This is a genomic window from Kitasatospora sp. NPDC086791, assembly GCF_040685975.1.
GTDB lineage: Bacteria > Actinomycetota > Actinomycetes > Streptomycetales > Streptomycetaceae > Kitasatospora.
In genome coordinates this window covers 491241-503008 of record NZ_JBFBOC010000002.1, presented here as the reverse complement: position 1 = coordinate 503008, position 11768 = coordinate 491241, and the positions used below count along the sequence as shown (strand labels likewise).

General features: G+C 72.5%; 12 protein-coding genes, 1 pseudogene and 1 riboswitch. Of the genes and pseudogenes, 4 read left to right on the top strand and 9 right to left on the bottom strand.

Translation table 11 applies throughout. The features are described 5' to 3' along the window. Positions 1-26: 26 nt before the first annotated feature. Positions 27-824: an IclR family transcriptional regulator gene (locus tag AB0Q99_RS06150; protein ID WP_363568939.1), complete on the top strand. Its 798-nt coding sequence runs from the start codon at positions 27-29 to the stop codon at positions 822-824. A gap of 201 nt (positions 825-1025) precedes the next feature. Further along, complete coding sequence (locus tag AB0Q99_RS06145; protein WP_363568937.1) at positions 1026-1679, top strand: hypothetical protein; 654 nt, start codon at positions 1026-1028, stop codon at positions 1677-1679. A 102-nt stretch (positions 1680-1781) separates the two neighbouring features. Here AB0Q99_RS06145 and AB0Q99_RS06140 read toward each other — a convergent pair whose 3' ends face one another. After that, a complete protein-coding gene (locus AB0Q99_RS06140) occupies positions 1782-3110 on the bottom strand; it encodes a glycoside hydrolase family 16 protein (protein ID WP_363568935.1) in 1329 nt (442 codons plus the stop codon). A 1-nt stretch (position 3111) separates the two neighbouring features. Next, a riboswitch (cyclic di-AMP (ydaO/yuaA leader) is annotated at positions 3112-3241 on the bottom strand. Between the two features lie 400 nt (positions 3242-3641). On the opposite strand from AB0Q99_RS06140, the gene AB0Q99_RS06135 reads away from it, so the two are divergent. Further along, complete coding sequence (locus AB0Q99_RS06135; RefSeq protein WP_360250264.1) at positions 3642-3971, top strand: phenolic acid decarboxylase; 330 nt, start codon at positions 3642-3644, stop codon at positions 3969-3971. 119 nt (positions 3972-4090) lie between these two features. On the opposite strand, the gene AB0Q99_RS06130 is transcribed toward AB0Q99_RS06135, so the two are convergent. The 7 genes and pseudogenes from AB0Q99_RS06130 to AB0Q99_RS06100 all read right to left on the bottom strand — a co-directional run. Continuing rightward, a complete protein-coding gene (locus AB0Q99_RS06130; protein WP_363568933.1) occupies positions 4091-5233 on the bottom strand; it encodes an alpha/beta hydrolase-fold protein in 1143 nt (380 codons plus the stop codon). A 538-nt stretch (positions 5234-5771) separates the two neighbouring features. Beyond that, the gene (locus AB0Q99_RS06125; RefSeq protein WP_363568931.1) at positions 5772-6725 is read right to left on the bottom strand and encodes a phosphotriesterase; all 954 of its coding nucleotides are present in this window, start codon (positions 6723-6725) and stop codon (positions 5772-5774) included. Then, a complete protein-coding gene (locus tag AB0Q99_RS06120) occupies positions 6722-7159 on the bottom strand; it encodes a carboxymuconolactone decarboxylase family protein (RefSeq protein WP_363568929.1) in 438 nt (145 codons plus the stop codon). The genes AB0Q99_RS06125 and AB0Q99_RS06120 overlap by 4 nt, the downstream gene beginning before the upstream one ends. A 65-nt stretch (positions 7160-7224) precedes the next feature. After that, a complete protein-coding gene (locus tag AB0Q99_RS06115; RefSeq protein WP_363568927.1) occupies positions 7225-7797 on the bottom strand; it encodes a DUF4865 family protein in 573 nt (190 codons plus the stop codon). A gap of 151 nt (positions 7798-7948) precedes the next feature. Beyond that, positions 7949-8515 (bottom strand): TetR/AcrR family transcriptional regulator, encoded by a 567-nt coding sequence (locus AB0Q99_RS06110; RefSeq protein WP_363568925.1) that lies wholly within the window; start codon positions 8513-8515, stop codon positions 7949-7951. A gap of 286 nt (positions 8516-8801) precedes the next feature. Continuing rightward, the gene (locus AB0Q99_RS06105) at positions 8802-8951 is read right to left on the bottom strand and encodes a hypothetical protein (RefSeq protein ID WP_363569294.1); all 150 of its coding nucleotides are present in this window, start codon (positions 8949-8951) and stop codon (positions 8802-8804) included. A gap of 148 nt (positions 8952-9099) precedes the next feature. Further along, positions 9100-9333: pseudogene (locus tag AB0Q99_RS06100) on the bottom strand (LLM class flavin-dependent oxidoreductase); the annotation flags it as partial. Positions 9334-9547: 214 nt separating this feature from the next. Between AB0Q99_RS06100 and AB0Q99_RS06095 the strand changes: the two are divergent. Then, on the top strand, positions 9548-10540 hold the full coding sequence (locus AB0Q99_RS06095) for an aldo/keto reductase (protein ID WP_363568923.1): 993 nt from the start codon (positions 9548-9550) through the stop codon (positions 10538-10540). Positions 10541-10689: 149 nt separating this feature from the next. On the opposite strand, the gene AB0Q99_RS06090 is transcribed toward AB0Q99_RS06095, so the two are convergent. After that, on the bottom strand, positions 10690-11766 hold the full coding sequence (locus AB0Q99_RS06090) for an LLM class flavin-dependent oxidoreductase (protein WP_363568922.1): 1077 nt from the start codon (positions 11764-11766) through the stop codon (positions 10690-10692). Positions 11767-11768 lie beyond the last annotated feature (2 nt).

Here is an 11768-nt window from a genome sequence, read left to right as displayed (position 1 = left end):
CCTCCCCGACAGTGAAGGGAACGCCGGTGGTCGCGACCCCCGACACAGCATCGACGACAGGCGCCGACCGCGCGAGCGGCGGCGTGCAGTCCGTCGAGCGCGCCTTCCAACTCCTGGAGGCGCTGGCCGACTCGGGCGGCGTGGCCACCCTCAGCGAGCTCTCCACCAGCTCCGGCCTCCCGATGCCGACCATCCACCGACTGGTTCGCACCCTCGTCCAGCAGGGCTACGTCCGTCAGGACACCGCCCGCCGCTACACCCTCGGCCCCCGGCTGATCCGCCTCGGCGAGACCGCCGGCCGGCTGCTCGGCAGCTGGGCCCGCCCCTACCTGGCCGAACTCATGGAGGCCACCGGCGAGACCGCGAACCTGGCGGTGCTGGAGGGCGGCGAGGTGGTGTACGTCGGGCAGGTGCAGTCGCGTCGTTCGATGCGGATGTTCACCGAGGTCGGCCGGCGGGTGCAGCCGCACTGCACCGGCGTCGGAAAGGCGCTGCTCGCCCAGCTCCCCGAGGACGAGGCGCGCGCCGTCCTCGGCCCCAACCCGCTGCCGGCGCACACCGAGTACACCGTCACCGACCCGCGGGAGCTGATGCGCCAGCTCGCCGAGGCGCGCGAGCGCGGCTACGTGGTCGACGACCAGGAGCAGGAGATCGGCGTCCGCTGCATCGCGCTGGCCGTCCCGGGCGCGCCGACGCCCACCGCGCTCTCGGTCTCCGGGCCGGAGGCCCGCGTCCGGGCGCTGGAGGAACAGGCCGGGGCCGCCTCGCTGGTACCGGTGATGCACCAGATCGCCACCCGGCTGGGGCAGGTGCTCGCCCCCTGACCACCGCTGTCCGGTGCCCGGCGCCTGACGTCACATCAACTCCCTTCGCCGGCAGGACACGCTCCGGCCGACGCCGAACGTCCTCCGATCGGGCGAACGGCGGGCGGGGCGGATCCGGTCGCGACAGCCACTCGGCAACCCTGGTGCGGACGCGGCCCGCGACGGCGCGGGTCGCCGGAGCACGAGAGCAGGGTGTGCGGGATGAAGCACCAGGATGTACGGGGCGTCGCGAGGGACGGCACGGAACAGCACGGCGGCGTGAGGGGCGAGGACCGGGGCAGGAGGTTCGGCGGGGCCGGTCTGGTCGCGGCCGTGGCGGCGGGCTGCGCGGTGGCGGCACTGGCCACCGGCCCGTCCTGGGCGCTGCATCGGCCGGGGCCCCGCCCGGCGGTGGACGTCGTCGCGCCGGGCACGCCGGGCACGTCCGGCGCCCCCGAGGTGTCCACCCTGCCCGCCCTGGTCGCCGCGCCGTCCGACTCCGATCTGCAGGTGGTCCGGATCGACCCGGACCCGGCGCCGCCCGGCGGCAGCACGGTCGTCCACGGCTTCGTCGGCAACGGGGGCCCGGACACCACCGCCTCGCCGTTCACGGTCACCGTCGACCTGCCGCCGGGGGTCACGGCGACGGGACCGTACTTCCCCGCGGACTGCCAGGTGCTCCTGCTCGGCCGCCGGGTGCGCTGTGTCTTCGGGCCCGGCCTGAAAGAGGGTCGCAGCGCGACGGCGCTCGTCCGGGTGAATCTCTCCCCCACCCTGCCTTCGGGCGAGCGACTCCTCGGGGAGGTCTCGGTGCAGAGCCCGGACGACCGGCACCGGGGAAACAACCGGACGCCGTTCGAGATCACGGTCGAATAGAGCAGCAACGAGTTCCTGAAACGCGTCGTCCCATCGGGCGCCGGGCGCCGGTGAGCGGCTGCCGGTTCCCGGCGACCGGTGGGACGTGCTCCGCGTCGTCGGTTACCGGTAGACGCGGACGTAGTCGGCGGCCATGGTGATCGGGGCGGTCCCCTGCGGCGCGGGGTGGTACTGCCCCGCGCACACCGAGAGGTTGAGGATCAGGTAGGCCGACCAGTTGGCGCCGACGCCCTTGCCGTCCGAGAAGACCTTGACGCCGTTGACGTACCAGTCCACCGAGTCGGCGCCGTAGTAGGTGCCGATGGTCACCCACTGGTCCTTCGCGACGGCGCTCGCGTCGGTGTAGTACTTCGCGTTGCCGGGGTTGACGTGGTTGGTCAGCTCCAGCAGGTTCGGGTTGTCGGGGTGGTACTCGAAGGAGTCGACCTCCCCGTTGCCGTTCTTCCAGGTCCACAGGGCCGGCCACGCGCCGGTGCCGGCGGGCAGCTTGACCCGGGTCTCGGCGTAGTCGCCGGTCTTGACCTGGAAGCCCTCGCTGGAGCCCTCGGTGGTCAGGAAGCCGGTGTTCCAGGACTGCTTGCCGTTCTCCAGGGTCGGGCCGCCGGGGGTGGCGGTGAAGGTGGCGACCCCGTTGGCGACGCTGACGTTGTTCTTGTTCAGCCAGTCCAGCTTGTTGTCGTCCGGGTTGTGGTTCCCGTACTTGTACGAGGTGGTCTTGTCGCCGACCCAGCGCTGGCCCCAGGAGATCGCGCTGTTGAACTCGTCGGACCAGGTCAGCGACTTGCCGGCGACCGGGGAGGACGGCGCGGGAGTGGTAGGGGTCGCCGTGGCGCTCGGGGTCGGGGCGGGGGTCGCCGTGGGGGTCGGCGCCGGGGTCGGGGTCTTGGTGGGCGCCGGGGTGGGCGTGGCCGTCGGGGTCGGGGTCTGGGTCGGGGCGGTGGCCGAGACCACCAGCTGCTGTGCGGGCAGGTTGTGCCAGACCCCGCCGAGGTCCTGCCAGAAGCCGAACTGGGAGTACGTCCCGGCGGGCAGGGTGCGCGCACCACTGGTGAAGTTCACCCCGCTCGGGCAGATCTGCACGTCGGAGGCGTTGCCGGGGAAGTCGAGGTTGGTGCCGCTCGCGTCGCGCACGCCCACGCCCACGGTCTTCGCGGTGAAGCAGGCCGAGGAGTGCAGGCCGAGCGAGGCGGTGGCGGCCTTGCCCGCGACCATGGTGGCGGGGCCGAGGCGGTCCTGGGTGACGGTCGGCGCGGGGGTGGTCGCGGTGGCGGTCGGCGCGGTGGCGGCCTGGGCGCCGGCGACGGCCGGCAGTCCGAGCAGGCCGGCGCCGCCGATGGCGAGCGCCCCGGTGGCGGCGAGGGCGGCGTTGCGGCCGCGGTGGGAGGGGCGGGCGTGACGCGGCGCGCGGCGCCGGGCAGCAGGCTGGGGCATGGGGTGACCTCTGCGACGCCTGCGAGGTTAGCTGTCGGGTTCGGGCTGCAGTTGCCCGGCCGCCGGTGGAACGGCTTCACCCCTAGCCTCGCCCCGTACGCGCGAGCGCACGGACCGGGCGCCTACCTCGGTTTCCCCGCTCCCGTCCGCTGTGGTGCTCGGTGGCCCGCCGGCGGGTGGACGGGACTCGGCGTCCCGGCGGCGGGGTCCGCGACGGCGGACGACCGTTGCAGGCTAGGCAGGCCGTCCGTGAACGGACAACTCCGCCGGACCGGTTGTCGTACAGCTCACAGCGGTGTCGATCAACGACGCTGGGTAGCGGCCGAGTTGATCACTTCACCCGGCCCGGCCGGATCCCGGCCGGGTGCCCGCGTGACGGTCGCACGCCTCGGCGGGTGGCACGGCGGCTGCCCCTGCCGTGGCAAAGATCTGACCGAGTGCGCCCCGTCGGATAAATTGGAGCTCCGACATTTTCCGCAGTGCACAAGACCCTCAAGACCACCAAGACCCGAAACGAGGAGCCGCCCCACCATGACCGCGTCCCCGCCCGCCTTCGCCGGCCGCACCTACGTCTTCCGGGCCGACAACGGCGCGGCCTTCCGCAACACCTACTCGGCCGACGGCACGCGGCTGCGCTGGGAGGGCCTCGGCGAGTCCGCGGGCCAGTGGGAGGACGTGCGACTGCACGTCGCCGAGGTCGCGCCGGAGATCTACTTCGTCAGCTGGACGGAGCAGAGCGGGATCACCGTCAGCCATGTGATGGACCTCAACAAGCTGACGGTACGGGCCTTCTGGACCTTCGAGGGCGAGGGCGGCCGGGTCGGGCAGCTGCACACGGGGACGCTGGAGCGGGTGGCCTGAACCGCGTGACGACCGAACCCCCGAGGCTGTGGCCCCGGGGGTTCGGTCTTTGGTCTTCGGTCTTTGGTCTTTGGTCTTTGGTCTGTGGTCTGTGGGCGTTCCGCCGGACAGCAGGACGATCAGGCGGTCGGGTTCGGCACCCTGAGGTGCTGGGACAGCCACTCCAGCGAGGACGGCAGCAGCGCGCTCCAGGTCTCGAAGTTGTGGCCGCCCTTTTCGAGCATGCTGTAGGAGACCTTCATCGGGCTCCGCGCCGCGTCCACGAAGGCCTCGGTCTCCCGCCGGTAGTCGCCGTCGCCCCTCTTGGTGCCGGCCAGCAGCACCGACACGTTCGGCTGCGGCAGGTTCTTCAGCCGCCACACCAGGTTGGCCTCGTCCCGACGCTGCCTGCTGCCGCCGAACAGGTCGCCGGTGGTCGGGTCGTCGGCGGCGTCGTAGTAGGCGGAGAGGGCGACGGCGGTCGGGAAGACGTCCGGGTGGCGCATGGCCAGCTTGAGCGCGCAGTAGCCGCCGGTCGAGTTGCCCATGAAGGCCCAGGCCTGCGGGTCGGACGAGACCCGGAAGCTGGCCTGGATCGCCGAGGGCACGTCCTTGGTGAAGTACGTGTCGGACTGCGGGCCGTTCGGGATGTCCTCGCACTCGGTGTCCTGCGGCAGCGCGGGCGAGGGGCGCACCAGGACCATGACGGTCGGCTGCATCCGGCCCTCCTGCAGCAGCTTGAGCGCCGCGCCCGGGTAGTTGAACCGGGTGATCAGGTTCTCGGCGATCCCGGGGAAACCGGTGCTGACGATCACGGCGGGGAACTGCTTCTGCGCGTACTCCGGCTGGAAGTACTGCGGGGGCAGGTAGACGTAGCCCTCGGTGGAGAGCCGGCTGACCGCGCCGTCGATCCGGACCTTGCGGATCTCGCCCGACTGACTGGGCTCACGGCCCATCGCGCCGCCGCCCTTGACCGAGGCGTGGCCGATCGTCTCCACCAGGAGGCGTCCGGAGGCGTCCGCCTTGTTGTGGATCACCACCGGGCCGGCGTCACCGGTGCCCAGCAGGTCGTCCCAACTGCTGTAGAAGGCGAAGTAGCTGTTCGCCACCAGGCCGAGCGCCGCGAGCACCGCGAGCTGGGTGGCGAGCAGCGCGCCGATCCGGCCGAGCACCGCCTGCCAGGTCTTCCTCGCCAGCCTGGGCCACAGCCAGACCGTTCCCCCCATCACCACGACGGCGATCAATACGGTCAGCGCCAGCACCTTGTGGCTCGTCAGACCCATGTCCTACTTGCTCCCACGCCTCGAACTCCAGTCCCCTCCGCTGGGGACATCCGAGGAGGTCACCCCGGTTCCCCCGCCGGGGCGCGAGGACCAACCCTAGCGGTAGCTGGGAGAAGGCTGGTGATCGCTGGGAGGTCACGGGGAACAGGTGACAGGTTTCAGCTGTCAGAGTTCAGAGTTCAGATAACAGATTTCGAAATCTGTTATGTGAACTTTGAACTCTGAACTCTGAGGTCGCGCCGGAGTGGCCAGTCGGCGGGCGTGAGGGTTCGGGGCGCCATGATGGCCATCACTCAGGCTCCGGCCACCCGGCGGTAGCCGCCGTGCCGGCCCGGGTCGAGGACGGGGTACGGGTACCAGTCGACAGCGTGACCGCGCAGCAGCACGTAGGCCGGGTAACAGCAGCGGGAAGGCCCGCCGGCCGAGCACCACGACCGGGCGGATGCGCCGGGCGGGCGGGTCGACCAGCCAGTCGGCGAGCACGACGAGCGACATCACGCGGTGCACGACGTCGCCCGATCCCGGGCTGCTGCCGGGCTCACGGGGTGCGCCAGTCGACGGCGAAGGCCGCCGCCGGGTTGGCGGTGAGGAGCAGTCCGGGCAGCTCGGGGCCGAAGGCGCGGGCGAGCCGTGGGGCGAGGTCGGTGAGCAGGCGGGCCGGGCCACCGGCCTGCCGGGCGGTACGGGTGGTGGTGTCGGCGCCGAGGAGCACCCGGGAGGCGTGGCCCGCCTCGACCAGGTCGGCGATGACGTCGAAGGCCCGGAGGTCGGCCGGGTGACCGCTCCGGGAGGGGCTGTCCAGTGCGAGGTGAACACCCTCGGCGGCGAGGCTGCGGTACACCGAACGGTCGGGGAAGCGGGTGAGGTGCCCGAGGATGATCCGGTCCGGCCGGACTCCGTGCCGGCCGCTGAGCCGGAACAGGACCTCGTGCGGATCGCCGTCGGGTTCGAGGTGGACGGCGATCGGGGCGCCGGTGGCGTGGTGGGCTTCGGCGGCTGCGGCCATCGTCCGGCGGGTGTGCGGGGTGGTGCGGCCCGCGTCGTCCGCGACCTTGATCAGCCCGGCCCGGACGGGCACGACGGCGCCCGGGCCTTCGCCTTCGGTCGCGCCCGGGCCTTGGGAGGTGCCCGGCAGGCCGGTGGTGAGCTCGGTGACGAAGCGTTCGGCAAGGTCGTCGGGGGCCGCGTCGGTGCCCGGCGGGTAGTGCACCGCCTGGTGCGTGCCGGTGGCGGCCACCAGGTGGACCCCGGTCGCGTGGGAGAGGGCGGCGAGCCAATCCGCGCCCCGGCCCATGCCGGACGGGGTCCACTGGACCAAGGTGCTGCCACCGGCGGCGGCGTAGGCGCGCAGCACGCCTTCGGCGGCGGCGGGGTCGTCCAGCTCCTGTCCGGGGAGCAGCGGGCTGCGGATGAAGAGGTGGTCGTGGGAGTCGGTGACGCCCAGCTCGGCGGGGTCGAGGTCGCCGAGGACGGTACGGATGATTCGGCTCATGCCTGTGCCTCGGGGACGCCGGTGGCCGCGGCGGCTTCGGCGAAGGTGGCGGTGGCGACGCGCAGGCCGGCCAGGGCCTTGGGGACGCCGACGTACGGGGCGAGGTGGACGATGACCTCCGTGATCTCCTCCTTCGTCATGCCGATCCGCAGGCTGCAGCGCACGTGGTCGGCGAGCTGGGGTTCCACGCCGCCAAGGGCGGTGAGGGCGGCCAGGTTGGCGATCTGACGGTCGCGCGGGGCGAGCCCGGGGCGCTGGTAGGTGCCACCGAAGAGGCTGGTGACGATCCAGTCCGGGAAGCCCGGGGCGAGGGCGTCCAGACCGCCGAGGGTGCTCGCGGCGACCGGGCCGGCGAGGTCGGCGAGCAGGGCGTAGCCGGCTTCGCGGTCGAGCGGGGCGGGGGTGAGGCCGGTCGGCGACAGCGGGGCGGACATCGTCGGGACTGAGGCCGTTGGGGTTGAGGTCATCGGGGCAGAGGTCATCGGAGTGGCTGGTCCTTTCACCAGTGGCGGCCGGCCGGCAGCCGGTCGAGTTCGGGGCGGGAGAGGTGCAGCACCTGGTAGCGGGTGCCGGTCGCCTCCTCCGGGGCCGGGCCGTGCCAGAGGGCGATGCGCAGCAGTTCCCAGCGGCTCGGATCGACGGCCACGGCGGCGGTGTGCAGGGCCGGGTGCGCGGGGAGTTCGGCGAGCGCCCGCTCGACGGCCTCGGCCGGATCGGCGGTTTCCGGCAGCCGTACGGTGTCTCGGGTGGCGGTGGTCGGGGCGGTCGTACCGCCGCTTGCGAGGCCCGCTCCGAGCCAGTGACGGACGACGGGGCGGCCGAAGTCGGCGCTCAGGCCCCGGAAGCCCGGGCCCCAGAGGAAGCTGTTCATGCCCTCGGCGGTGCGCCAGAGGTAGAACGGCGCGTACTGGTTGACCGGCGAACCCAGGTGGCCGCGCTCCCTGACCAGGTACGCCTTGAGGCCGAGGCCCGGGTAGGCGTCGAGCAGGTGGCCCTTGTCGGCGACGCGCTTGCGGATGATGCCCATGTCGTAGTCGGCGGGGAGGGTGATCTCGTACTGCATGGCGTGCACGGCGGGACTCCTCGGGGGTCGGTGGGGCGGCGGCGTCGGGCTGCGGCGGGTTGCGGGTCCGGTCCGCCCGTCCTGGGCGTCCTACAGGTCCTGGACGGCCAGGACGCTCTGGATGCTCCGGACGTTCCGGACACTCCGGACGCCTTGTTCGTCAGGCCGTTCGGTGTGCCGCGAGCAGGCCGAGGGCGCCTCGGACGGCCCGGTCGAAGGGCTCCGCGCTGTCGGCGGCGCGGGCCAGGACGTAGCCGCCCTGGACGACGGCGACCACGGCGGCGGCGGTGTCGGCCGGGTCGAGGCCGGGGGCGAACTCGCCGTTGGTCCGGCCTTCGGCGACCAGCTCGGCGATCCGGCCGCGCAGCCAGTCGAAGGTCTCCTCGACGGGCGCGCGCAGGTGCGGGTCGGCGACCACGTCCGGGTCCTGGGCCATCCGGCCGATCCTGCAGCCGCGCAGGACGTCGCGGTCACGGCGCAGGTACGCGGCGATGCGGTCGTACGCGGTGCCGGGGGCGGCGAGGTCGGCCTCGGCGATGCCCCGCAGCTGCTCGGCGCTGCGGCGCAGGGCGGCGGCGGCGAGGTCGGGCTTGCCGGTGAAGTGGTGGTACATGCTGCCCTGGCCGACCCCGGAACGCTGCTGGATGGCCTTGGGACTGGTGCCGACGTAGCCGCGCTCCCAGAGGAGGGCCTGGGTGCTCTCGATGAGGCGGTCCTGGGTGCTCATGCGGATCACTGTACATACCAGTAGGTACAGAAGGCCAGCGATCTCCCGGACCCGCTCCGGCCTCCGGGCGCTCCCGGCACTCCCGACACTCCCGGCGGCCGCCGAACGATTGAGGGCCGTGCGCCGCCCCCCGGCGGCCACGGCCCCTCGACCGTTCGTCATCCCCCGTACCGCCGAACGGCATTCCGGCGCGATCGGTGGCGCACGTCACGTCACGCACGGTTGCCGGCGTCACGCCGTGTAGGGGGTGCGCGGCGCGCTGCGCGGGCGGGCGCCAGAACGGTCGTCACCCGAGTTCGCGCCGGATCACGGGAGCCATCTCCCCGGCGAACAGCTCCCGTTGCTCGCGCTGCGCCCCCTCGGTGAGCGCGTCCACGCCGATGCCGACCACCTCGTTGCCGAAGGCCTCGTGGTAGCGGTGGATCTTCTCGATCACTCGCTGCGGACTGCCGACCAGCGCCGATCCGCGCTCCAGCGCGTCCTCCAGCGAGCCGAACGGCGAGTTGTTGTGACGACCGGCGGCGGAGTCGAACAGCGCGCTCCAGTACGGGCGGTAGCCCTCGACGGCGTCCTGCGAGCGCTTGGCGACGTACAGTCCGCCGAAGCCCCCCGCCCACCCGGGCCTGCTCCGGGGCGCGCCCGCAGTGCGCCCGGCGCTCGCGGTAGTGCTCGACCAGCGAACGGTACTTCTGCAGCGGATGGAAGGAGTTGGCGGAGAAGAGCTGGTCGCCGTGGCGGGCCGCGAGGTCGGTGGACTGCCGGCTGGTCGCGCTGCCGTGCCAGACCGGGACCGGGTCCTGCGGCGGGCGCGGCCACACGGCCCTGCCGTCGAGCGGTGGCGGGCATGGCGGGCATGGCAGGCGCGGTGGACACGGTGGGCACGGTGGGCACGGTGGGCACACCCAGGACCGCCATCACGGCTCCCCTCGCCTCGTCCCACCTCGCACGCACACGATCCTCCGCGAGCACAGGCACCGGTCAGAAGCGGGGCAAGAACGTGATCCGCCGGGACCGACTGGCAGGATGTCCGGCATGAGCTACCTCGCCACGGATGACCGCTATGCCTCGATGACCTACCGGAAGGCCGGTCGCAGTGGCGTCCAGCTGCCCGCCGTCTCGCTCGGCCTCTGGCACAACTTCGGTGACGCCCAGCCGCTGGAGGTGCAGCGGGCGGTGCTGCGCCGGGCCTTCGACCGGGGCGTCACCCACTTCGACCTGGCGAACAACTACGGTCCGCCGTACGGCAGCGCCGAGCGCAACTTCGGCCACCTGTTCGCCCAGGACTTCCGGCCGTACCGGGACGAGCTGTTCATCGCGACCAAGGCCGGCTGGGACATGTGGCCCGGCCCGTACGGCAACGGCGGCAGCCGCAAGTACCTGCTGGCCAGCCTCGACCAGTCGCTGGACCGGATGGGGCTGGACTACGTCGACGTCTTCTACTCGCACCGCTACGACCCGGACACCCCGATCGAGGAGACGATGGGGGCGCTGGACAGCGCGGTGCGCTCGGGCCGGGCGCTGTACGCCGCGATCTCCAACTACCCGGCGGAGCAGCACCGGGAGGCAGTGGCGATCCTGCGCGAGCTGGGGACCCCGGCGCTGCTGCACCAGTCGGCCTACTCCATCCTCGACCGGCACGTGGAGGACGGCGGCGTGCTGGACGCGGCGGGCGACACCCAGACCGGCCTGATCGCCTACTCACCTCTGGCCCAGGGCCTGCTGACGGATCGCTACCTCTCCGGTGACGTGCCGGTGGGCTCGCGGATGTCGGTCGGGAAGTTCCTGACCGAGGAGGCGTTGACCAGGCCGACGCTGCAGCGGCTGCGGGCGCTGGACAAGGTCGCCGAAGAGCGCGGGCAGACGCTGGCGCAGCTGGCGCTGAGCTGGGTGCTCCGGGACCCACGGGTGGTGTCCGTGATCATCGGCGCGAGCAGCGTGGCCCAGCTGGACCAGAACCTCGACGCACTGGCCGGCGGACCGCTGACGGCGGAGCAGCTGGCGGAGATCGACCGACTGAGCCGGTGAGCCGGTGACCTGCCGGGCTGCCGGGGCGCCCGGCCGGAACGCATGACGGGTGACAGATGACAGATGACAGATTTCGAAATCTGTCATCTGTCATCTGTTATCTGTCGGCTGACCTCCGACATCCGTCAGCGCGTCAGCGCGCCGACCCGTCAGCGCCGGCCGATGCCCAGTGCCGGCAGAACCGTTTCTGCAACCCGGTGGGCCTCCTCCAGCAGCGGGTTGCCCGAGAGGATGAAGGTGTCGACGCCCAGCGCCTCGAACTCCTGCAACCGCTCGATCACCTGGGCGGTCGAGCCGACCACGGCCGTCCCGGGGCCGGGCCGGAACAGGCTCATCCCCGGCCAGAGGTTGGGGTGGGTCTCCAGCTCCCGGGCCCGGGCCGGCACCCTGCCGCCGTGCTGGCGGAACTGCCGCTGCCAGCCGACCCCGTCCTCTCCCTTGGCGTCGCCCAGCTGGCGCGCGTACGTCGCCTCGCTGGTGACGTCCAGCAGCCGGTCGGCGGCCGCCCAGGCCTCGGCCTCGGTGTCGCGGACGATCAGGTGCAGCCGCAGCCCGATCCGCAGGGTCCGGCCGTGTGCCGCCGCACGCGCGCGGACCAGGTCCAGCTTCTCCTTGAGCAGGTGCGGCGGCTCGCCCCAGGTCAGGTACACGTCCACGTGCTCGGCCGCCATCTCGATCCCGGCCGCCGAACTGCCGCCGAACCAGAGCGGGATGCCGCCGGGCTGCTCCGGGGTGAGCTCGCGCAGGCTCGCGCCCGCGTTCTTCAGGTCGTAGAACTCACCCTTGTGGTCGAAGACCTCACCAGCCGTGAGGCGCTTGACGATCGACCAGTACTCACCACTGAGCCGGTACCGGTCGTCGTGCTCGACGTCGAGACCGTACTCGCGCAGCTGCGCCGTCGAGCCGTTGACCACGTTGAAGCGCAGCCGGCCGCCGTGCAGCCGGTCGAAGCTGAGCGCCATCTTGGCCAGCAGGGTGGGCGAGATCAGTCCGGGGTGGACCGCCAGCAGCGGCTTGAAGGCCGGGGTGGTCGCGGCCGCGAGCGCGCTGCCGAGCGTCCAGACGTCGTGGAGATCGGTCGCCAGCAGGGCGCCCGTGTAGCCCAACCGCTCCACACTGCCGGCGAGTTGCTGCAGGTACCGCAGGTCCACCGGACGACGGCCGGACGGCTCCCAGGGGTAGTGGCCCTCGCGCGGGATGATGTACCAGAGGACTTCGGCGGCCACGG